General features: G+C 66.8%; 17 protein-coding genes. 11 read left to right on the top strand and 6 right to left on the bottom strand.

The features are described from left to right. The first annotated feature begins 52 nt into the window (after nt 1–52). The 5 genes from HUA78_RS39435 to HUA78_RS39455 all read left to right on the top strand — a co-directional run bounded on the left by HUA78_RS39435 (nt 53) and on the right by HUA78_RS39455 (nt 5,617). Nucleotides 53–673 (top strand): DUF2378 family protein, encoded by a 621-nt coding sequence (locus HUA78_RS39435; RefSeq protein WP_141641193.1) that lies wholly within the window; start codon nt 53–55, stop codon nt 671–673. A 187-nt stretch (nt 674–860) separates the two neighbouring features. Then, entirely contained in the window at nt 861–1,661 is an 801-nt protein-coding gene (locus HUA78_RS39440) for a DUF3014 domain-containing protein (protein ID WP_174478563.1), read from the top strand. A 113-nt stretch (nt 1,662–1,774) separates the two neighbouring features. Continuing rightward, entirely contained in the window at nt 1,775–3,889 is a 2,115-nt protein-coding gene (locus HUA78_RS39445) for a nitrogen regulation protein NR(II) (RefSeq protein ID WP_174478564.1), read from the top strand. Next, nucleotides 3,879–5,240 carry a sigma-54 dependent transcriptional regulator gene (locus HUA78_RS39450; RefSeq protein ID WP_141641196.1) on the top strand — a complete coding sequence of 454 codons (1,362 nt, stop codon included), beginning with the start codon at nt 3,879–3,881 and terminating at the stop codon, nt 5,238–5,240. Before HUA78_RS39445 ends, HUA78_RS39450 begins: the two co-directional genes overlap by 11 nt. An 11-nt stretch (nt 5,241–5,251) precedes the next feature. Next, nucleotides 5,252–5,617, top strand: coding sequence for an OmpA family protein (locus HUA78_RS39455; RefSeq protein WP_174478565.1), 366 nt, complete (start codon nt 5,252–5,254; stop codon nt 5,615–5,617). A gap of 225 nt (nt 5,618–5,842) precedes the next feature. Here HUA78_RS39455 and HUA78_RS39460 read toward each other — a convergent pair whose 3' ends face one another. Together HUA78_RS39460 and HUA78_RS47895 are read right to left on the bottom strand one after the other, a co-directional pair. Next, nucleotides 5,843–6,607, bottom strand: coding sequence for an immunity 52 family protein (locus tag HUA78_RS39460; protein WP_174465940.1), 765 nt, complete (start codon nt 6,605–6,607; stop codon nt 5,843–5,845). Between the two features lie 12 nt (nt 6,608–6,619). Beyond that, nucleotides 6,620–7,405: a restriction endonuclease fold toxin 5 domain-containing protein gene (locus HUA78_RS47895; RefSeq protein ID WP_371745771.1), complete on the bottom strand. Its 786-nt coding sequence runs from the start codon at nt 7,403–7,405 to the stop codon at nt 6,620–6,622. Between the two features lie 358 nt (nt 7,406–7,763). Between HUA78_RS47895 and HUA78_RS39470 the strand changes: the two genes are divergently transcribed. Both HUA78_RS39470 and HUA78_RS46045 read left to right on the top strand, forming a co-directional pair. Beyond that, nucleotides 7,764–8,225 (top strand): hypothetical protein, encoded by a 462-nt coding sequence (locus tag HUA78_RS39470; protein WP_174455573.1) that lies wholly within the window; start codon nt 7,764–7,766, stop codon nt 8,223–8,225. Between the two features lie 275 nt (nt 8,226–8,500). Next, nucleotides 8,501–9,175, top strand: coding sequence for a twin-arginine translocation signal domain-containing protein (locus HUA78_RS46045; RefSeq protein WP_217442772.1), 675 nt, complete (start codon nt 8,501–8,503; stop codon nt 9,173–9,175). Here HUA78_RS46045 and HUA78_RS39480 read toward each other — a convergent pair. Continuing rightward, nucleotides 9,159–9,467 (bottom strand): tol-pal system YbgF family protein, encoded by a 309-nt coding sequence (locus HUA78_RS39480; protein ID WP_174455728.1) that lies wholly within the window; start codon nt 9,465–9,467, stop codon nt 9,159–9,161. The genes HUA78_RS46045 and HUA78_RS39480 overlap by 17 nt on opposite strands. Nucleotides 9,468–9,644: 177 nt before the next feature. On the opposite strand from HUA78_RS39480, the gene HUA78_RS39485 reads away from it, so the two are divergent. The 3 genes from HUA78_RS39485 (at nt 9,645) to HUA78_RS39495 (ending at nt 15,942) form a co-directional block, all read left to right on the top strand. After that, nucleotides 9,645–11,105: a hypothetical protein gene (locus tag HUA78_RS39485; RefSeq protein ID WP_174455729.1), complete on the top strand. Its 1,461-nt coding sequence runs from the start codon at nt 9,645–9,647 to the stop codon at nt 11,103–11,105. A gap of 195 nt (nt 11,106–11,300) precedes the next feature. Next, nucleotides 11,301–12,743: a hypothetical protein gene (locus tag HUA78_RS39490; RefSeq protein ID WP_174478567.1), complete on the top strand. Its 1,443-nt coding sequence runs from the start codon at nt 11,301–11,303 to the stop codon at nt 12,741–12,743. A 559-nt stretch (nt 12,744–13,302) separates the two neighbouring features. Then, the gene (locus HUA78_RS39495; protein ID WP_174478568.1) at nt 13,303–15,942 is read left to right on the top strand and encodes a DUF4038 domain-containing protein; all 2,640 of its coding nucleotides are present in this window, start codon (nt 13,303–13,305) and stop codon (nt 15,940–15,942) included. 235 nt (nt 15,943–16,177) lie between these two features. On the opposite strand, the gene HUA78_RS39500 is transcribed toward HUA78_RS39495, so the two are convergent. From HUA78_RS39500 to HUA78_RS39505, 3 genes are all read right to left on the bottom strand, one after another. Beyond that, complete coding sequence (locus HUA78_RS39500; protein ID WP_174455732.1) at nt 16,178–17,821, bottom strand: Ig-like domain-containing protein; 1,644 nt, start codon at nt 17,819–17,821, stop codon at nt 16,178–16,180. A 1,354-nt stretch (nt 17,822–19,175) separates the two neighbouring features. Further along, nucleotides 19,176–19,298 carry a hypothetical protein gene (locus tag HUA78_RS47360; protein ID WP_256433636.1) on the bottom strand — a complete coding sequence of 41 codons (123 nt, stop codon included), beginning with the start codon at nt 19,296–19,298 and terminating at the stop codon, nt 19,176–19,178. 91 nt (nt 19,299–19,389) lie between these two features. Continuing rightward, a complete protein-coding gene (locus tag HUA78_RS39505; RefSeq protein ID WP_174455735.1) occupies nt 19,390–19,632 on the bottom strand; it encodes a hypothetical protein in 243 nt (80 codons plus the stop codon). Between the two features lie 543 nt (nt 19,633–20,175). Here HUA78_RS39505 and HUA78_RS39510 point away from each other — a divergent pair. After that, on the top strand, nt 20,176–21,465 hold the full coding sequence (locus HUA78_RS39510) for a serpin family protein (protein ID WP_174478569.1): 1,290 nt from the start codon (nt 20,176–20,178) through the stop codon (nt 21,463–21,465). Nucleotides 21,466–21,570 lie beyond the last annotated feature (105 nt).

Raw genomic sequence — 21,570 nt, forward strand, 5'->3', positions numbered from 1 at the left:
ATTCACCTGTGGGCGAGCATCCGACGGGCCGACCGGTGTAGGGTGCGACCCTATGACTTCTTCCGAGAAGCTGATTTTCACGCAAACCGTGGAAGCGCTCTTCGTGCGCGCCCTCGAGAACCGCCTCACGCCAGCGTGTCGGGAGCACCTGCGCCGTGCGGGCCTGGACCTCGACCAGAAGCTTGGGCGGACGTATTCGCTGGAGCAGTGGAAGGAGTTCCTCCGCATCGCCGCTGGGCACGTCTACGGCGGAGTTCCCGCTGAAGCCGCGTACTACTCGCTGGGCGAGCGGTTCATGGACGCCTACTTCGGGACCTTCTTTGGCCGCGCGCTCCTGGGCGTCGTCCGGCTGGCAGGCCCCCGGCGGATGCTGCTGCGCGCGGGGATGGGCTTTCGCGCCGGCAACAACTTCAGTGTGGTCGAAATCGTTGAGCGCAGCCCCACCTTCGTGGAGCTGCGGATGAACGATGTGCTGGCGGACGTCCCCACGTTCTCCGCGGGGCTGCTGGCTCGGGCGGTGGAGCTGTGCGGGGGCTTCCGGGTGGTGGTGCTACCCGAGGAGTTCGACGGGACGTCGGCGACGTTCCACATCCGTTGGGCGGAAGTCACGGCCGAGTCGGCGATGCCGCCCCCGGCGGCCGGTTCCGCGGGCGCGCCTCGGCCCCGAGCCTGAGTGAGTCCCGCGCGCCCCCGGTGCAATCCGCCAGGGTGGCGCGCGGAACGCCATGCTCGCGGGGCTTGCGAGCGGGCGCGCTGACGGCTCCGGGAGCACACGCTCCCGAGTGAAGCCTCGCCGCCCACCCTGTCCCCTTCCCGCTGGCATCACCGCTGCAATCCCTGGGTCCGGTCGCGGAGGACACATGGACAACGACGGCGGTGCGATGGTGAAGCTCGAACGGGGCGCGCTCTGGGGTTGGGGGCTGGTGATTCTGGTCGCGGCGGTACTCGCGGGAGCCGGGGTCTGGCACGGCCTGCTCCATGGCGCGCCCGACACGCCGACCGTCGTCGTCACCCAGGCGCCCGTGGTGCCCTCGGTGGTGGACCGGGCTCCGGATGCGCCCCTGCCGCCCACGGCGGAGGTCGACGCGCTCCTGCGCTCGCGGCTCTCGGGGGCCTCGTCGATGTCGCAGTTCGGCGCCTGGCTGCGGGAGGCGGACCTCCTGCGCCGCTTCGTCGCCGTGGTGTCCAACATGGCCAGCGGAGAGAGTCCTCGGGCCGTGGTCGCCTTCCTGGCGCCGTCCGGGGACTTCCAGGTGAGCAGCACCCGCGAGGGCCGGACGCTCGTCGGAAAGAAGGGCTACACCCGGTACGACACGCTGGGCCGGGTGGTGGGCAGCCTCGACTCCACGGTGCTGGTGGACACCTGGCGCGAGGTGCACCGGCTGGCCGAGCGGCTCCACCAGGAGAGCGCGCCGCCGGGCAGCTCCCTCGAGGCGACGCTCCGACGGGCCTTCGAGCAGGTGCTGGCGGTGCCGGTGCTCGACGGGGACGTGGAGGTGGTGGCGAAGGGCGCACTGTACGTCTACGCGGACCCCGCGCTGGAGGCGCTCACTCCCGCGCAGAAGCACCTGTTGCGGATGGGTCCGACGAACCTGCGCCACATCCAGGGCAAGGTCCGCGAGGTGTCGCAGAAGCTCAACCAGCAGGCCTCGAGGCCCTGAGGCCCCGCCAGCCCCCCGAGTGGGCCTCCGACGCGACGAGCCGGTTCCTGGGGAGGGAGCCCTCTGACGGGCTTCCCCCACCCCCTCGCGACGGGATGTTGGTATCTGCCCTCATGCGCTCCTCCCTCCTGCCAGTCTTGCTGCTGTGCACGGCGCTCACCGGCGTCATCGGCGGCGCCGTGTATTTCATCCAGCGGGACAGGCAGGCGCTGGTGGACCAGTTCGCCCGCGAGCGACAGGCCCAGCTCCGGGAGGCCGCGCGAGGGGTGTCCGAGGCGCTGGAGGACGTGGGCGAGGACCTGCGCTTCACGGGTGAGTTGCTGTCCCAACCGGGCACGGCCGAGGAGCACCGTCGCGAGCTGCGCGCGCTGTTGGAGGCCGTGGGGCAATACAAGGCCATCGTCGTCTTCGGGCCGGATGGGAAGGAGCGGCTGCGGCTTTTGGACAAGCGCACGGGCGCGTCGCTCGCGAAGCAATACCCGGCGGAGGAGCTGGCCCGCACCGCGAGGAGCGTGCTGGAGGGAGCTTCGGGTCACATCGCGTCCTCGCCTCCGCTGTCTGGGGATTCGACGGGGTGGCTGCGGGCCTTCGCCACCTCGCTGCCCGAGGATGCACCCGGGGGCGGAGGCGCGGTGGTGGTGCTGGTGGACGCCGAGCCGCTGTTCGCGCCGCTGAAGCTGCTCACCGCGGAGAGCGACACCCATCTCTTGTTGCTCGGCGCGCATGGAGCGCCCACCGCGCTGAGCGCGCCGACGCTGGCGGCTCGCTATCAGGGGCTCGCCACGGATGTCCGTGGAACTCCGGGGCTCGCGGCGCTGTCACGGCGCATGCTCGCGGGTGAAGCGGGTTCGCTGGTGATTGAGCGGACGGAGGCGGTGGGGTTGGGATTGGGAGACGCGGAGGTGGTGGCGAGCTTCGTGCCGGTGCGAATCAAGAACGGCGCGCTGTGGCCGCTGGCGACGCTGTCCTCCACGCGAGGGCTGCGTTCCCATGAGCGAAGCCTGGTGCTGCGGTTGTCCTTCGCGGCGTTCCTGTTCTCGTCCTTCCTCATCGCGTTCGGTGTGTATGTGGTGCTGGCGCGCAGCCGCGCCGTGGCCCTCCAGGAGAGCCTGCGCCACGCGAGTCGCCTGGCGCACCTGCACGACAAGACGCAGAAGATTCTCGACCACATCCCCACGGGCGTGCTGGCCCTGTCGACGACGGGACGCATCACCTCGGCGAATCGCGCGCTGAGCACGAAGATGCCGCCGGATGTGGTGGGCTCGACGCTGGCGGCGGCGTTCCCGCAGGCCCACGCGCCCGTCATCCAGCGGCTGGAGGAGCTGGTGAACGCGGCGGGCGGCGACAACCGCGTGCGCAGTCTGCACGGCGAGCCGCTGCGGCTCTTCGCGGAGGAAGGACAGTACAACGTCCACGCGGTGCCCTTGGAGCCGCACCAGCCCGACGTCCGCACGCTGTTGGTGCTGGAGGACCTGAGCAACCTGCGCGCGCTGGAAGGACAACTGCTGCGCGCGGAGAAGCTGGCGACAGTGGGCGTGCTGGCGGCGGGAATCGCGCATGAGATTGGCACCCCGCTGGGTGTCATTCGGGGCCGCGCCGAATACGTGCAGGACAAGCTGGGCCCCGAGCACCCGCAGTCCGCGGGGCTGGGGACCATCGTCGAGCAGATAGACAGGGTGAGCCGCACCATCCGGCAGTTGCTGGACTTCTCGCGGCTGCAGCCCGCCGAGTCGCGTGCGGTGACGCTGCCGTCCGTGGTGAAGAGCGTGCAGGAGCTGCTGCGCGTCGAGACGGAGCGGCGGCGCGTGGTGCTGAGCATGGACGTGTCGCAGCCGTTGCCCGCGTTGGCGGCGGACTCGGACCAGCTCCAGCAGGTGCTCGTCAACCTGCTGCTCAACGCGTGTGATGCGTGCGAGCCGGGGGGACGGGTGAGGCTGACGGCGACGCCGGGCGAGGCGGATGCGTCGGGGGCCTGGGGTCGGGTGCGCATCACCGTCGAGGATGACGGCTGCGGCATCGCCGCGAGACATCTGCATCAAGTGTTTGATCCATTCTTCACCACCAAGAAGCGCGGACTGGGCACGGGCCTGGGGCTGACCATGGTGGCGCACATTGTCCGGAACCATGGCGGGCGCATCGAGCTGGACAGCGCACCCGGTCAGGGGACGCGTGTGATGCTGCAATGGCCCGCCGCGGCCCCCGCGCGAGAGGAGCAACATGTCGGTTAGAGCCCGGGTTCTCGTCGTCGATGACCACGTCGAGATGGGACAGATGCTGCGCGAGCCCTTGTCCGATGCGGGTTACGCGGTGGATGTGGCCTCGGGAGGCGCGGATGCCATCGCGCAGCTTCGCGCCGGGGTGTACGACGCCGTCATCTGTGATTTGCGCATGCAGGACGTGGATGGCTTCGACGTGCTGGAGACGGCGCGCAAGCTGGACCCGGACCTGCCGGTGCTGATGATGACGGCGTTCGGCGGCGTGGAGAACGCCGTGGAGGCGATGAAGCGCGGGGCGTGGCACTACTTCGCCAAGCCCTTCCGGCTGGACGAGGTACGGCTTTACGTGGGCCGCGCGCTGGAGGAGCGGCGGGTGCGCTCCGAGCACCGCACACTGAAGCAGCAGGCGGAGGACCGGGGCCGGCTGGGGGCGATGGTGGGGCGCAGCGCGGCGATGCGGGCGCTGTATGCGCTGGTGGAGCGTGTGGCCTGGTCCAGCGCGCCGGTGCTGGTGCGGGGTGAGAGCGGCAGTGGCAAGGAGTTGATTGCCCGGGCCCTGCACTTCGAGGGCACGCGTCGCGCGGGGCCCTTCGTCGCCGTCAATTGCACCGCCCTGCCCCACTCGCTGCTGGAGAGTGAGCTGTTCGGCCATGTGAAGGGGGCGTTCTCCGGAGCGACGAGCGCGAGGCGCGGGCTCTTCGTGGAGGCGGATGGGGGCACGCTGTTCCTGGATGAAATCGGGGACATGGCGCCGGAGCTGCAAGCGCGGCTGTTGCGGGTGCTGGCGGAGGGCGAGGTGCGGGCGGTGGGGGCGGACGGCTCGCGGATGGTGGACGTGCGGGTGGTGGCCGCGACGCACCAGGATTTGGAGGCCCGGGTGAAGGAGGGCCGATTCCGGGCGGACCTGTTCTATCGGCTGAATGTCGTGACGTTGCAGGCGCCGCCGCTACGGGAGCGGCCCGAGGACATTCCCGCGCTGGCCGAGCACTTCCTCGAGCAGGCGCGGGCGAGGAATCCAAGGTCTCCGGTGCAGCGCTTCGCGCAGGAGGCGGTGTCGGCGCTGTGTGCGCAGCGCTGGCCCGGGAATGTGCGAGAGCTTGAGAATCTGGTGGAGCGGCTGGTGGTGCTCGGTACCCGGGACACGGTGGACCTGGAGCAGCTTCGTCCCCACGTCAGCGAGGGCGGCGCGGAGGAACACCCGTTGTTGGAGGCGCAACGGGAAGTCATTCCCCTGCGCCGGCTGGAAAGCGAGTACATCGCCTGGGCCGTCGCGCGGTGCGGCGGGAACAAGACGCGAGCGGCGGAGCTGCTCGGGATTGATGTCTCCACCATCCACCGTCGGGAGCGGTCGGAAGGCAAATAGCCAGAGGTACCATGACCGAGCCCTCAGACACGGACCTGCTCCCCCTGGCCCTGGAGCCTGTCTATTTCGAGCTCGACTCGACGACGCTGCGTCCCGAGTTCCGTGACACGTTGACGCAGCTGGCGGACGCGCTGCGCAAGCGGCCCCAGGCACGGGTGAACATCACCGGGCACACCTGTGAGCTGGGGACGACGGAGTACAATCTGGCCCTGGGCCAGCGCCGTGCTTCCGTGGTCCGTGATTACCTGCGGCGACTGGGTGTGGAGCCTGCGCGGTTGTCGACGCTGTCATTTGGAGAGGACCGGCCGCTGTCGACGACGGAGCCGGAGAAGAACCGGCGCGCGGAGCTGATGGTTTCGACGGAGTGGATGAACTGAGCTGGGGGCTTGGGCGGGTTTGTCGCCCATATCCAGGCAGGGTCGCCTTGCCCCGCGATTTTCCTGGGGACTTTGGACCTCCGCCATCCCGCCCCGTACCGCTCCGTCCCGCCAGATTCCCCCCAGGGAGGGGCTCTATGGGGGAAATGAGCATGTCCCCTTCTTGCGCTCGAACCGGCCCGCGTTGTGGAGCCGAGTAGCGGGCGACTCGGGTCCCCCACTCTTCTACGCTTGGGGCTGAACCGGCTTCAACAACCCCGCTCGGTCTAGCAGCTCACGCACGCGCCTCGACAGCGCAACATGTTCCGGGTTCGTCACGGTGAATCGCTCGGGAGTCAGGATGATGAGCGTGCCTCGGTCCCCCACCGGCTCGATGCGCACTGGAGCAGGAAGCGGAGGCACCGTGCCCCGGTGACGTGCAAGGTACGTCGCCCAGCCAAGCCACACGTCAGTCTTGCCGTCCTTGTCGTCAAGATCCCGATGCGTGCGGGACATGGCGGCGACCCAGTCAGGTTCCCAGGCAAGAGCCATGCTGCGCACTACGCAAGACAAGGCAGGGGCCGTGAATAATCGCTCCGCGTTCGCGCCCTGGCTGGGGAGTGACAAGAAACAGGAGTTAGAGAACGCTTCCGCGTATCCGCCGCAGTGGATGCGCAGGGCTGCACAATCACGGCCGGTTCCGCCATTGTCGAACCAGAAGCTAAAGCCCAAGTCCTCAAAGATGGGCCCCCCTTTCTCCCGGTTGACGCCTCGCCTGAACATCTCAGCGAGCGTAGTCATGTCAGGCGGCATGAGGGGATGCTTGCGCGCGTCCTTGCGCGACTTGGTGGGCATGTACCAGTCGGCCAGGAACGGGTCGCACTTGGCCAAGAGGTTGAGGAAGTCCGCTGTGCGGTGGGCACACTCCTCGGGAGGCTCTTTGCGCGGCCCCCAGTAGGCACCGACAAAGTAGGTGTCGGGATAGGTCTCGGATTCGAGCTTCACGGTCATGAGGTTATCCACTCAGAGAGCTGAGGTGTGGACGATTTCGACCCCTACAACCCGAGCGTTCTTGAAGAGTTCGCGCAAGGCATCGGCAGCCGCTTTCTCCGCGACATGCCACCGGACGGGGATACCCATGCCCCGAACCTTTCTGCTCTGGCGCTCTGCTTGCTCAACGAGCCCCTTTGCTCCGGAGTTCCGAAACCACTCCTTGGGCTCCAGCCCCTCGAAGAACTTCGCATAGCCAGGTCCCTTGGCCTCCAACAGCACGCCGTCCTTGAATCCGTCGAACTTCACGCCGCCGGTCTGCGTGCTCATGCCGCCGACCCAGTAGGCATCATCGGCAGAGTGGCCCGTAACCTGTTCCTGGTAACGACGGGCAGGCGGCTTCATGGACTCATTGACCGGTCCCCACTGGCCAGGCCCTTTCGACGGCGAGGCCCCCTTCGCCCGCTGGAGGATGATCGCCGCTCCAGGCCCACCGCTCAGTACCGCCGCCGCTCGCCCCACCGGCACCGCGACACGACCCATGACGAGCGCGCCTTGGGCAGATAGCGAAAGCACTGGCACCTCGGCCGTAGCAACAGCCGCACCTTGCAGCGTGCGGGTTGCGGCAGACGCTGTGCCCCAGGTGGCGATCAGGTTCGTCACCAGCTTGGAGACGGCCTGCACATGCTCGCCTCGCGGCATGCACTGGAATCGCTCCAGATACTCAGGCGACGAGGCCAGCAGGGCCGCCACGGCGGCAGGCATCTGGTTCAGCGCCGCGAGGTTGTCAGCGGGCGACGTCGAGAAGATCTGCCCCACCGCCACGGAACCTGTCCACGCGGATGAGACAGAGCATTCGTGAGATGACTGCGCGGCCTGCTGTGAGGTGGAGAGCCGCGCGGGGTCGTTTATACAGACAGCGTTCGGCAGCGCCTGAGGTTTGGGAGGGCCGCGTGGAAAGCGCTCGGGGGGTCCACGGACGCGGGTGACGCTCACACGCCACCGTGGTTCGGGGTGACGCGCGGGACTCGAGGTGGACCCGGGGCCGCCAGGGCATCCGCGGCCCCATGTTCCCGGTGATCTCCCATGTCCATTGGAGTTGCGCGGATCGCCCGGCTTTTCGGGCTTGAATCCGAGTACTCGAACGCGGGCAAGGAACCCGTTAGGGTGCGCCGCCATGCGATGCGACCACTGTTCCCGGTCCGAGACGACGGTCTTTGTTGAGCTGCACCACAACGTGGGCATGTTGTTCGCGCGTCGCTCCCATACGACGGCCGCCGACCTGTGCCGGGCGTGTCTGGGCAAGGCGTTCTGGCACCACACGCTGCGCAACGTCACCCTGGGCTGGTGGGGCACGATTTCCTTCTTCGTGACCTGGTACTACCTGCTGTCCAACATCGTCACCTACGTGCAGGCCCGCGCGGAGATGGGCCGCTCGCGCCGGCGCGCGGCGCCCGTCGTCAAGGAAGCCCGAGGCGCGGACGCGCTGCGAATCCTCCAGCCCTTCGAGCACAACATCCGCATGCAACTGCGCATGGGAGATGACCCCTCCGCCATCGCGCGCGACATGGCGCGACTGCATGGCGTGGAGGCCTCCGCCGCCCAGGCCTACGTGGAGCAGCTCCGCGCCGCCGCTTGAGGCACTGAGCCGCCAAGGGCGGCTCCGCACGCTCTTGAATCAAGACCAGCCCCCCTGTTGGCACAATCACTGCCTCGGAGGGGCACGGCTGTCGGGTTCCAAACAGACGCCATGGGAATGCCCAGGGCCCGGACGTGCCACTCATTAAGATGCAAACCGATTGCATGACGGCGGTCGGAACGGCATGCAAGGGCAGGCTGCTTTGCATGAAGTCGATTCAGGCTCGAGGCGGCCCGCGTTTCCGACAAGGCCTCTTCGAGCCCGAGAGGACTCGTATGCATCAATCAAACAGGCCTTCGATGAACAGGCGGAGCTTTCTTCGCGCGGGCGCGGTGTTGGGCATGGGCGCCAGCGGGATTCTCCCCGTGCGGCCGTCCAATGCATGGGCCGCCGAGGGGAGTGACCTCCCGGCCCCAACCGGGCCCTACGGCGTCCCCCCCTCGCCCGGACGCGGCTATCAGACGCGCCCACGGATTGATCTCAATCCGTTCAACACCGTGTACGAACCTCCAGGCATCATCCAGGGCGGTCCTCCGGCGATCCCAGACTTGATGACCCAGCCGCGGGTTGTCTCGTTGGATGGCGAAACCAAGGCAAGCAACCGGCAGGTGCGTTTTCGCAACACCTACGGTTCATTCATCTGGATTTGCATCGCGTTCCCCGCCGCCGCCAGCTGTGGGGGCTCGCTGGGGGGGCACCTGACACGCGGGTGGTGGGGAATCGGCCTGAATCAGGAGGTCCATGTCCTCACGACGCAGGAGTCGTGGGTCTACTTCATGGCCGAGGCCGATGATGGAGCAGGCTGGGGCGGGGACGCGCTCACCGCTTGTATCCCTGGGGACGGGAGGGCTTTCGACCACTGCAAGGAAATCTGCCTGTTTGGCGACCGAAGGGTCGGGATGAGGGCGAGGACCTTCTCGGCCGACGTTGTCATCACCCTGGGCCGGTGATGGCGCACCACCGGGCATCCCGCGACAGTCCACCCCTGGGCGTCAGGCGCCCTGGGGTGGGCGCAGCGGCGTCTTGAGGAAGCAGACCCTCGGGCGCCCGGACCGCATCCAGGAGCGCGGTCCGTGCCCGCGCGAAATCTCCCAGTTGGAAGAACATGTCACCGATGGCCGTGCGGACCCACGTGGTGGCCTCTTGGTCCAGCCACGGCTCGGGGCTCAGCTGGAACGCGGTCTTGAAGGACCGCAACGCCGCCGCGGGGTCCCCCTCCTCCGCGAGTGCGTCTTCCTCCACGCAGAGCGCCTGGATGCGCTCGTGAATCGAGCAGGGAGATGCGGGCGACGGACTCGCGGTTACATCGCAGTGACATCAACCTCTTCGAATCACGATAGGGAGACGAGGCCAGCCCGAGCGCTGGCCGGGCGCGGCCGGCATCCCGCGCCCTGTATCGACTCATACGAGGGGAACATCATGGGGCGCATCTATACCGGGCTGATCCTGTCCGCACTCTGGGGAGCGGGCTGCGGCGATACGACGGAGCCCGTGACGACGGAGCCCATCGAGCGCCACGTGGACGGCTCACGGCTCAAGGCCCAGGTCATCTCCACGAGCGATGGCCTGCGCTGGTTCCAGCGGGTCTACGACAGCCAGCGACAGGCAACGTGTTTCTGGCAGAAGGCCGCGCCCGATGGTGCCTACTACTGTGTGGACGACGGCGTGGGCCTGGTGTCCCGAGGTGGCTCGCATTTCAGCCACGACGATGAATACACCGACGCCGAGTGCACCGACCCGCTCGCTGACCTCTTCCAGGCGCCGGGTCCGAACACCTTCATCAGGAGGTCAGATGACCCCTGCGAAGGGCTGCAACGCTTCCACTCCGTGGGGGAGCCCTGGACGGGGGCCTACTACCGCCGGAACCAGGCCGGGGATTGCATCCGGGAACCGCTGGGCCACTCCACCCACTACCGGATAGGCCCCGAGCTCGTGACTGGCGACCACTTCGTTCGAGGGACCCTGCGGGAGAAACAGAGTGGCGGGGGCATCAAGGCCTACGTCATCGCGGGCGAGGATGGGTCGGAGACCTTCGAGACGCTCCAGGACACCACCCACGACACAAACTGCGTCGTCAACCGGGCGCGTGACGGGAAGCTTCGATGCCTTCCGAGCAGCGAACCCAGGGGCTGGCTCGCCTCGGTCTCGGTGGACCCGACATGCACCGAGCCCGCGCTCACCACGTTCACCCCCCGCGCCTGCACCCGGCCTCGATTCTCGCTGATGAGCGACGGGGACGATGCGTGCTCTCCGAACTTGAAGGTCATCGCGGTTGGAGAGGAAGTCACCCAGGTCTACGCGCCCGCCAGTGCAGTCGACCCCACGTGCCGGCCACTCACACCTGGGTCACGGGAGGGCCGCTACTACCGGGCGGGCGCGGAGCTTCCCGCCACGAACTGGCCCGAGGCGAAGGAGATCGACCTCAAGGCGCATGGCCGTCTCATCGTGCGCGGCGCGGAGGTGGCAGGGGCGGTGAAGGTTCCCGCCAGGCTCTTCGACACACAGTTGGGGACGGAGTGCTTCTTCAATCCAGACCCCTCGGGCACGGAACGCTGCTTCCCCGCGGGCCACGGCATCGACCTCAAGCTCGGATACTTCGCGGATGCCGCATGCACGACGCGGGTGTCCCCTGTCTTCCCCGCGCCCTGCACTGTCGGCGGGTACGCCGTCTTCGTGGACTTCGCCCAGGGCCCTCGGCTGCGGTACCGCGCCTTCCATCTGGGCCCCCAGCACGAAGGCCCCGTCTATGTCGTCCAGGCGGACGGTGCCCAAGCGGGAAGATGCGCGGAGCTGGAGGGGGCGCCGCCAGCGTCCGTGTATGAGGTTGGGGCGGAAATCGAGGCGACCTCGCTCGTCGAGGGGACTGAATCGATGAATTGAGGGTGCCGGCTTCAGGCTCGGGGGGCCGTTGCCTCCCGCACGGAAGTCAAGAAGAGGCCCCTGTTGGTTGGCCATCACACCCGGCGGGTTGCCATCACCTCTCCTCGGCACGATAAAGGACGGATGCCGGCTCGAGCGCTGGCTGGGCGCGGCCGTCATGCCACGCCCTGTATCGACTCATTCGAGGAGAACATCATGGGGCGCATCTATACCGGGCTGGTCCTGGCCGCACTCTGGGGAGCGGGCTGCGGTGATACGACGGAGCCCGTGGCGACGGAGCCCATCGAGCGCCACGTGGACGGCTCACGGCTCAAGGCCAGGGTCCTCTCCACGAGCGATGGCTTGCGCTGGTTCAAGCAGCTCTATGACAGCCAGTTCCAGACGCCCTGTACCTGGCAGAAAGCGGCGCCCGATGGGGCCTACTACTGCGTAGCCTCCGACACGGGCAACATCACGGTCGCCGAGGACAGCCGCCTCCAGGGCTACACCGACGCCAACTGCTCCATCCCCCTCGCCTACTTCTCCACCCCCCCGGGCCCCAACACCCTCATCTCGAAGACGGATGGCACCTGTGATGGGCTTCAACGCTTCCACACCGTGGGGGAGGCCTGGAGTGAGAGCTACTTCCAGCGGGACTACAACGGAGATTGCGTTCGGGAAGTGAGATACGCCGCCTACCTCTACCGGGTGGGACCCGAGGTGGCCGCCAGCGACTACCTCGTTCGTGGCGTCCTTCAGGAGAAGCAGAGCGGCAGGGGCATCAAGGCCTACACCATCAAGGGCGAGGATGGCTCGGAGAGCTTCCAGTCGCTCCAAGACACCACCCGCGATACGGAATGCACCGTTCGGTTGGCGCGTGACGGGACACTTCGCTGCTTGCCGTCGGGTGAGTCGACAGGCGCGAGCGCCTCCGCCTCGGTAGACCCGGCGTGCACCGAACCTGCATTCGCGACGACCTCCTACCTCTTCTGCACCGCGCCGCGCTTCGCGGTGTATGCCAATCCGGAAGAGACGTGCCCTTCGGGTCTGCATGTCGTGGCTGTCGGCGAGGAAGTCAGCCAGGTCTATGGCTCCCTCGGTGAAAACAACCCCGGGTGCCAGCCTCGGCCGCCTCAGCCACGGTACGTCCGCTACTACCGGGCTGGCGCCGAGCTTCCCGCCAGGAATTGGGTCGAGGCGAAGGAGGTCGACCTCAAGACCCATGGCCGACTCACGGTGCGCGGCGTGGAGCTGGGAGGGGCCGTGAAGATGCCCACCCAGATTGTCGATACGCAATTGGAGACGCGGTGTACGTTCAGGTCGGACCCCGCGGGCACGCTTCGCTGCTATCCAAGCCAACACTTGATCAACCTCGAGCCCGGATATTTCGCGGATGCCGCATGCACGACACCGGTGTCCCATGTCTACCCTGCGTCCTGCACCGTCGGCGCCTACGCCGTCTACATTGACGAATCGCAGGGCTTTCCCGGAAAGAATCGTGCCTTCCATCTAGGTCCCAGACACGAAGGCCCCGCCTACGGCAGAAACCTGGCCGGCCAGTGCTTGACGTGGAGTTTGACTCCTCCGGAGCCCTTGTATGTGGTTGGGGCGGAGCTCGATGTGATGTCACTGGTCCAGGGCACTGATTCGATGGAGTAACAGGCACCTGTGAGAAGCGCGGGCCCCCGGTGCGCTGGAGCGGCTGTCACGAGCGGAGGACGGCCGCATCGCCTATCGGATGAAGCGCCCACTGCCGGACGGCACCACGCATGGGGCTGCCCTCGGTCGCGCGTCACCGCGCAGGACTTGTCCGGGGGGCCCCGCTGCTGAAAAACACCCCGTAAAGTTCCAGGAAAGTCTGGCGGGCCTCATGCGTAGAGCCCCCACACTCTCGACGAAGGTGTTGCGCGAATGCGGTTCGACAGGAAGGTCATCGACGCCTGCCAGGTGATTCCCTCCGTGCCGACCTCCAGAGGAGCGTGGGCCGCACTCACCGCACGATGAGCACCACGGACTGGACGACCCCTCGTCCAGACGTGATGCCCCTCCGCGATTTCGCGGGGGTTCCTTCCCGGTTCGCGCACAACAGGGTGCCTCATTCCAGCCGCGAAGCCGGTTCGCTGGCTGGGTTACTCGGAGTTGTTTCATGAGCTCATGGACATGCAGTTCCAATGACGTTGGCGTTTCTGAATCGGGCCGCCCTGCCCGCCTTCTACGGATGGCCCTGCTCGGCGCCATCTGCTCGGTGATGACAGCCTGTTCGGCGCAGGTCGAAACTTCAGACGACGCCGTTGCTCTCGACACCACGGGCCAGAAGAGCATCGGGCCTACCTTCACCTTCCCGCTGAAGGTCAGCGCCAACCAGCGCTATCTGGTCGACCAGAACAACGTCCCGTTCCTCGTGAACGGATTCAATCCCCAATCCATCGTCACCGGAGTCGACCCCGCAGACTTCAATACCATCTTCGCCACCAAGGCCAGCCAGGGCGTCAACGCCGCGGATGTCTGGTTGATTCAGGACTACTCCAAACCTGACTCCTCCACCTGGGACGGCATCAAGCCCTTCACCGGGACGCTCGCCCAGACTTGCGACTATGGCCCTTGCTGGGACTTGAGCACGCCGAACGAGGCCTACTTCGCCCGGGTCGATGCCCTGGTGGCGGCCGCCAACCAGAACAACATCGTGCTCTTCACGACGCCCATCGACGGTCCCGTCGGCTTCCACGAGACCCTCGTCGCGAATGGAACGACACGGGCGAACCAGTACGGCCAGTATCTCGGCAACCGCTACAAGAACCACCACAACATCGTCTGGTGGATGGGCGGCGACTACTTCGATGTCGACGTCAATGACAAGGCGCGCATGGCCGCGGTGGCGAGCGGAATCAAGAGCACGGACAACGTCAAGCCGAAGCTCTTCGTGCTCCAGCTCGCCCCCATCACCGGGACCAGCTCCCTGGATGGCGACTGGTCGGTGTGGGGAGGCCTTGTCACCCTCAGCGGCGTCTACAACTACAACGCGGCGTACTACAAACAGCACGTCGACTACGGGCGAACCCTGCCGGCGATCATGCCCAGCTTCCTGATGGAGCCCAAGTACGAAGACGAAGGAGTGACTGGGCGAGACACCCGGAAGGTGGCCTGGTGGTCCATCACCTCCGGCTCCGTCGGCACTCTCTACGGGGCGTCCCATGAGTGGCAACTGGGGGCGCCGTTCCCCAACAAGTCCCTGCTCAACAACCCGACGCACCCAGGCGCAATCTTCATGCAGCACTTGCGGACCTTCTTCGATGGTCCCAGTGGGTTCAACTGGTGGGACCTGGTCCCCGACCGAGGGCCTGGTGACCCGGTCAACGGGAGCACCATCGTGACCCAGGGCATGTGCACCAGCGGGAGCAACAGCACCAGCTGCTATGGCAACAACGCCGTCCGGACCAACTACTACGCGACGACCGCGCGGACCTCCAACGGGTCGGCGGTGGTCATCTACATCCCGTCGTCCCGCACCGTCCGCGTGGACATGACGAAGCTGTGCGGCACCTCCACTGTCAAATGGTTCAACCCCACCAACGGTGCGTACACGACCGTCGGCACCAGTTTCGCCAACACCGGGACCCAGGACTTCACCACCCCTCCGTGGACCACGAGCCACCAGTCGAACTGCGACGACGCGGCGCCGCAGTCCACCACCTGCAACGACTGGGTGCTCACCCTCAACACCAATGCCCCATGCAGCGGCGCCGTGGCTCCGACCGCGAGCACCTCGGCGGCCAGCAATGTCGGCGCATCAGGCGCCTCGCTCAACGGCTCGGCCAACCCCCATGGCGCGCAGAGCACGGGCTGGTTCCGGTACAGCTCCACCCACCCCGGCAGCTGCGACGACACCTTTGGAACTCGCGCTCCCGCCACCGGTGGCGTGAGCCTGGGCAGCGGCGGCTCGACGCTCACGTACACCCAGCCAGTGACGGGGCTCGCGGCGAGCACCACGTACTACTTCTGCGCCATCGCCAGCAATCCGGTGGGAGTGACGCCCGCGAGCGCGGTGCTGTCGTTCACCACTTCGGCCACGGGAGCCGCTCCAACCGTCGTCACCTCGGATGCGACCAGCGTCACTTCGAGCAGCACCACGTTGAACGGGGCGGGCACCCCCAATGGTGCCGCGACCACCGGCTGGTTCCGCTACAGCGCGACCCATCCCGGAAGCTGCAACGACACCTTCGGGGCCCGCGCCCCGACCAGCGGCGGCGTCAGCCTTGGCGGCGGAAGCACCTCGGTCAGCTTCAATCAGCCCCTCACCGGCCTGACGGCTGGCACCACGTACTACTTCTGCGCGCTCGCCAGCAGCACCGACGGCACCGGCGTGGGTCAGGTGAACTCGTTCGTGACCAGCTCGAGTTCGTCAATCACCATCGGTGAGACGAACATCCTGTCGGGCACGGACTCGGGCCTCGCGGATCTGCTGGTCGGCAACCAGGTTGCGCTGACACAAACGGCCACGCTCCAGACCTTGAGAATCAACGTCAAGGCCTTGGGGACCTCGACTGGCAACCTGACCCTGGCCGTCTATGACAGCCTCGCTGGTGGCGCGCCCGGCAGCCTCAAGGCGACGACAACGTCGTTCGTCCCCGTGGTCGGGTGGAACACCGTCAACGTCGTCACGCCGGTCTCCCTCCCGGCGGGTACCTATTGGCTCGTGGTGGGGTTGAACAGCGGCAGCACCGTCCTTGCCTATGGCAGCGGGTCAGGGACCGAGCGTTGGGTCAGCAGGACGTACGGCGCGATGCCTGTCACCTTTCCCACCACCGGCGTGACGCAGGGCTCAGGCCACTACTCGTTCAACGCGACGCTCACACCGTAGCGCCGCCGCGTTCTGGACGAGGAGTCATAGCGGCGCCTCCCGTCGAGGAGCGCCCGCTGGATGACCGACCGCGAGCACCCCGCCGTTGATACTTCAGACAGCCCGCGGCCGCGTCCTGGTGAGCGCCAGGACGCGGCGCGGGCCCCTGTACCGCACCGGATTGTTGAGACGCCATGTTGGTCGTAATCAGGCCGCGTGCTTCGCGTCTTGCGCCCCTGGATGGCACTCCACGGCGTCAGTGGTTGGCGCGGACGCGCAACATGGCTGGCCCAGGCTCTGAGGCGTTGGCCGGAGCGACCCAGGCGACAACCACGCGACCCGCGCTCATGAGCGCAAGCAAGGGCTCGCTGCTCCGGTCCGCCGGGACGCCGCTCAGCAGCGTATTCCAGCCAGAACCGTCCCATGCCACGACGCGGAGTTCCGACACCTCCTGCCCCATGGAGTACTGGACCACGGCAACGGCCGGAGCATCATCTTCGGGTGCGAGTGCCAGGGAGACCGACTGTTTACTAAAGCCGAAGCCAAGCACCGATTGAGCGTTCCCCACCTTCGTCCAGGCTGTTCCGTTCCATCGCTGGACATAGAGGCTTGACACATCCCTCCATGCGACCACCGGCGTGCCATCCGCCGCGAACTTCAGATCCGCCGCATACGCTGAACCCGAGGAGGAGCCTGCCTCGACCTGGAGAGAATCGCCGACTGCTGAAATCTGTGTTCCCTCCAGACGCAACACCCGCAGCTCATTCGAACCAGCGTCCTGGTACACCACCCATGGCCGCTGGAGGGAATCGATGGCCAGCGAGAAGATCTCCGCACGGCGCGGTGGAAGTACCTCCGTCCAGGGCCCGCTTCCTCCGACATGGACCGAGGACATGCTCGACGAAGAGGCCGAGTCGAACCAGGTCACGGAAATGCCAGCGCGGCCTCTGGGGCCGATTCCAAAAAGAAAGCGGTTGATCGACGAATAGCCGTTGCCAGTGGATTCATGGATGGGAGTCCACGCAGCCCCGTCTCTTCGGAGCAGATGAAAGTCGGTTCTATCGACTGTCCATGCGAAGTGCGGGACATTGTCTAGCCCCAGCGCGAGCCTCCCGGAGCCGTAGGTATTGGGGGGACCGATGCTGCGCCAGTCACCACCATCCCATTGCGCGACGATGCTCTTGAGGGTCATAGAGGGGCCGACGGAGTTCCACTCTTCGAAGGCCACAACAGGCTTTCCGTTTGGAAGAACCACCAGCGATGGCTGCTCGGTGCTGACAGCGTATCGACCAGGCTCGGAATGCACGGATGCCCCCAACAGCCGCCAGGCAGGAGCGTGCCACGACCAGACGCCAGTGGGGCGAATGAGGTGGTTACCCGCCAGATCCGAGACCTGCTCCGTGACGTCCAGCGTCATGTCCACGGGAAGAGAGAGGGGCTCGTCGCAGGCAACCCTCACGGTCTTCCCGTCCGTGGAGAGTTCTCGCTGAGCGCGTACGGGCGTCGTGCCCGCTCTGAGCTGCACGCTGCTATCCGTGAGACTGGCGACGAGGAGCGGCTCTGAAGCCGTGAAGGAAATAGCCCCAGTCCACTCCTCGGGACTTCCAGGCGTGGGGCTTCGGGAGATGAGTTCCGGCGGCGTGCGGTCCACCACCACCTCGAGGTGCGGACTCACGGCGGTGGTGGAACCACGGTGGACCCGTGCGGTCAACTGGTACTGGCCTTCTGGCACATGAGTGGTGGCCCATGTGTATTGGTAGGGAGCGACGAGCTTCGCGAGGACGTTGCCATCCAGGAGCAACTCCACGCTATCGGGAGTGCCCGCATGAACCGCGACCTGCACCGTCACCGCATCGCGTACATAGGCTGTACCGAGGGGACTGGTGATGACCACGCTCATCCCCGCGTCTTCGCCACAAGCAAGCGCTGCCGCGAGGAGAAGGCTCGTTAGAATCCGCAGCCCGACCCCGCAGGTGAGTCCTGGAACGGCGTGGAGAGGTGTGCGCATTCCGCGCATTGTAGTGCAAGGCTTGTCATTCTTGAAGTGGCGGAAAGGGCATCCCGCGCCGGATCAATCATTGCCGACATCCAATCTCATCCCTAAGAGCCGCAAGGCACGTACGTCCGAGCTCATCCTCGAGGTGCGACGGGATACCCAGCGCTCGAGGCTGAGCGTGCGCGCCTTGGCCACGGGTGGGTCAAGGCGCTGATCGTCCGCCAGCCTGTGCGAGGTTGGCCCCCGCACGAGGGCCAACCCAGGCCGCCGGGTGTTGAGGCGCATCCGGCGCCACGAGGTCCAGGCCCCTGCTACCCACCTGAGGGGAGCGCGGTCTGGGCAGGCATGTGCCCCAAGCGGGCTCAAGCGGCCTGTCCACCGGACGGGTGCATCACTTCGGGCAGGGACTCATCAAGGGCGTGCAGACGCCTCTGAACGCCACCCTCATCATGGGCGGCCGAGCCATCAGCGCGGTCCAGACACTCCTACCTCGTCTCGGTGGTGGGCGAGGGGCGAGGCGCATTGCGCTTTCGTGTGCTCGTGGACGAACGGATTGTGGAGAGTCAATAGGGGGCAGCGCTGCGCCATCCTTGCACCAGATGTACCGTGTTGCCGCTACCAGCGCCATCAACCAACCCGCACTTGCTGTACGTGTTACCATTGCATCGCTGCACCGACTCGACGTTCACACTCGGAGGGACGCATGCAAAGCATCATCAGAGGACTGCTGGTGGGTGTATTCGTAGTGGGGCTCGCGGCGACTGGCTGTGGTGGCACTTCGGCGGACGAGCAGGGAGAGCTGGCCAGTTTCGAAGCGCAAGAGCAAGGCTTGTACCGCTGTCTCCCTGAAGATGGGCCCTGCCCCGCTGCATATACGTGTGTCGGTATTATTTGCCGCAGGACTTGCGCTTCGTATGGCAGTAGCGGTTGCCGCGACCCAGGCGCGATGACGTGCTGCCCCGGCACGTCTGCGAATCCGCCCTACTGCATGGAGTCACCACAGAGTTGCGGACCCGGAGGAGTAGATTCAGTAGGGCCCGGGGGCGAGCCCTAGCGCGGACCGACCTTCCCCGAGATCGCCAAGCTGCGCGACGCACAGCGAGTAGCTCCCGCCCCGAATCCGGTGGTGAGCTGCAGGCTACTTAGCTCGATGCCCGCTCCGGTACTTCGGAGCGGGCTTGGGCGCACGTCAGGCTGCCCTCACCGGGCACTCGCGTCCCGCCGCTTCAAGCCTCCGGGCGGCCACCTCGCGGTAGCACTACTCCTCGATTTCCACCCCCACGGTGCGCCGGCCGAGCCGCTGCGCGGCCACCCTCGAGAGGAAGTAGCGCTCGGCGTCGTTGGACGGCTCAGGGCAGGTCTGGGCAGGCGTGTACCCCAAGCGGGCTGCGCGGCCTGTCCACCGGACGAGTGCATCTCTCGGGCGGCCACGTCAGCGGCATTCCTCGGCCCCCCTGCACCCTCCCTCCCCTCTACTGGGCCCCATCCCTCTGATGTATGAGCGTTGCGCCAGGCGCCATCAACAGCGGCTCCATGCGCAGCACGCGGCCCTTACCGGTGGCCACGGTCGCCGCGACCCGTACGTGGGCGAAGACTCTTCCGTCACCGTATTTCTCTCCGGAGGTGGAGGCGAGCAGGATGGAGTGGGTCTCCGCCACGTTCGTGTCGTCGTTGAAGAGGTCGGCATAGACGTAGTCCGCGCCGTCCTCGCACACCACTTCCTGGCCTGTGCTCGGCGAACGGGCTGGGTCGGCTCACGCCCGAGGGAAAGGAGCTGTGTTTCGAACAGGTGGGCAAGGAGCAGAGCAGGCTCCGCGGTCTGAGGTCCCACGCGGGCACGCTCTACGTGTATGGCAACGGCGGTCTGTTCGCGCTCCAGGGCAAGGCCCTCGTCGCGCGTCACGCCACCCGCTTTCCGGTGTCGGGCGCGTGTGCGGGCCCCGACGGAAGCTCGCCCTCCCCAAGGGGCCCGTGAACTCACGGGCCTTCTTCCGCAACCACCTCTTCGTCGGCGTGGGAGACCACGTCCTCCGACTGGACGATGATTGGAGTAAGCCGGTGGTTGGTCATCCCAGGCCTTTCCGTTTCGGTGAAACAGCCGTCACGGAATTTCCTTCAAGGGGCGAGGACCTGTCCTCGAAAATCCGAGGAGCGCCGTCCCGCGTCGAGGGCAACCCATTGAAATCCCAGGCCGGAGGGATGCGCATGGCGCTTGCTTCCCAGGGCTGTCCTCCGCACTCCGAAAGGACTGGACCCCGATGTCGTCGACCCCGCTGAAGGCTTGTGTATTCACCGCGCTGTTGGGATTGGCTGCCTGCCACTCCGACGGCCAGACGCCCATGGAGGACGAGACTCCGGCTCCCGGGGAACTGGTGGCCTCCAACAAGGAACGGGTGGCGGCGCCTGTCGTCTCCGACACCGACTTCGCCTCGCTCGTCGCGAGCAACACCGACTTCGGCGTGGCCATGTACCGGCAGGTGGACAAGCCCGGAGAGAATGTCGTCCTGTCTCCGCTCAGCCTCACCCGGGCCTTCAGTATGGTGTACGCCGGAGCGCGCGGTGACACCGCGGCGCAGATGGCGCGGGCGCTGGGCTTCACGCTGCCTCAGGAGCGGCTGCATCCCGCGCTCAACCGATTGGACCTGGCGCTCCAGGCCCAGGCCGGCCAGTCGCATGGCGACACCGGTGATGCGCCGACCTTCCGCACGGTGAATGCCCTGTGGAGCCAGCAGGGCTATCCCCTGGAGGCGTCCTACCTGGATGTGCTCGCCGAGCACCATGGCGCCGGTCTGCACGCGGTGGACTTCGCCGCGGACGCGGACGGCGTGCGTCGCTCCATCAACGACTGGGTCTCCGGCAAGACGAACGGGCGCATCCAGGACCTGATTCCCGAGGGCGAGGTGCGTCCGGACACGCGCCTGGTCCTGGCCAATGCCTTGTACTTCAAGGGGAGCTGGCGTGCGCCGTTCATGTCCCAGGGGACCCGCTCGGAGCCCTTCCACGGGCTGGACGGAGCCACGACCCCTGTCCCCACGATGAACACCTCCTGGCTGTTCCCCGTCGCGGAGGGTGATGGTTATGACGCCATCGCGCTTCCGTACGCGGGGCGCGCCTTCCGCATGCTTCTGGTCATTCCCGATGCGAATCGCTTCCAGGACGTGGAGCAGCGCCTGTCCGCCGCCTTCCTCGACACCGTGCGCGCGCAATTGAGGGACCATCGCGTGATGCTGAGCATGCCTCGCTTCGAGGTGAGCCAGTCGCTCTCCGTCGTCGACGCACTGAAGGCGTTGGGCATGGTGGATGCCTTCGGCGCCCGGGCGGACCTGTCTGGAATCACCCGGCAGGAGCGCTTGATGCTCAGCGGCGCGCAACACCAGACCTTCGTGGCCGTGGACGAGCGCGGCACCGAGGCCGCCGCCGCCACCGCCATCGAGGGCGTCCCCGTGTCCCTCCCGCCGGAGTTCCGGGTGGACCGCCCGTTCTTCTTCTTCATCGAAGAGGTGGAGACGAAGAGCGTGCTCTTCCTGGGGCGAATCGTCAGTCCCTGAGGGACGCCGGACGACCCGCCCTGGCGGAGTCCAGCTCGTCGCGCCCTCCGGAGTGGCGAGCCTCTTCTCCAACTCGATGCCACCCGGCTCTCGATGCCACGCACG

The organism is Myxococcus sp. CA033 (assembly GCF_013336625.1).
In the GTDB taxonomy this organism is placed as follows: Bacteria; Myxococcota; Myxococcia; order Myxococcales; family Myxococcaceae; genus Myxococcus; species Myxococcus llanfairpwllgwyngyllgogerychwyrndrobwllllantysiliogogogochensis.

Bases quoted from the DNA above. Each gene is read 5' to 3' on its own strand.
- HUA78_RS39435 (WP_141641193.1), top strand. From the start codon at position 53: ATGACTTCTTCCGAGAAGCTGATTTTCACGCAAACCGTGGAAGCGCTC.
- HUA78_RS39440 (WP_174478563.1), top strand. From the start codon at position 861: ATGGACAACGACGGCGGTGCGATGGTGAAGCTCGAACGGGGCGCGCTC.
- HUA78_RS39445 (WP_174478564.1), top strand. From the start codon at position 1,775: ATGCGCTCCTCCCTCCTGCCAGTCTTGCTGCTGTGCACGGCGCTCACC.
- HUA78_RS39450 (WP_141641196.1), top strand. From the start codon at position 3,879: ATGTCGGTTAGAGCCCGGGTTCTCGTCGTCGATGACCACGTCGAGATG.
- HUA78_RS39455 (WP_174478565.1), top strand. From the start codon at position 5,252: ATGACCGAGCCCTCAGACACGGACCTGCTCCCCCTGGCCCTGGAGCCT.
- HUA78_RS39460 (WP_174465940.1), bottom strand. From the start codon at position 6,607: ATGACCGTGAAGCTCGAATCCGAGACCTATCCCGACACCTACTTTGTC.
- HUA78_RS39470 (WP_174455573.1), top strand. From the start codon at position 7,764: ATGCGATGCGACCACTGTTCCCGGTCCGAGACGACGGTCTTTGTTGAG.
- HUA78_RS46045 (WP_217442772.1), top strand. From the start codon at position 8,501: ATGCATCAATCAAACAGGCCTTCGATGAACAGGCGGAGCTTTCTTCGC.
- HUA78_RS39485 (WP_174455729.1), top strand. From the start codon at position 9,645: ATGGGGCGCATCTATACCGGGCTGATCCTGTCCGCACTCTGGGGAGCG.
- HUA78_RS39490 (WP_174478567.1), top strand. From the start codon at position 11,301: ATGGGGCGCATCTATACCGGGCTGGTCCTGGCCGCACTCTGGGGAGCG.
- HUA78_RS39495 (WP_174478568.1), top strand. From the start codon at position 13,303: ATGGCCCTGCTCGGCGCCATCTGCTCGGTGATGACAGCCTGTTCGGCG.
- HUA78_RS39500 (WP_174455732.1), bottom strand. From the start codon at position 17,821: ATGAGCGTGGTCATCACCAGTCCCCTCGGTACAGCCTATGTACGCGAT.
- HUA78_RS39510 (WP_174478569.1), top strand. From the start codon at position 20,176: ATGTCGTCGACCCCGCTGAAGGCTTGTGTATTCACCGCGCTGTTGGGA.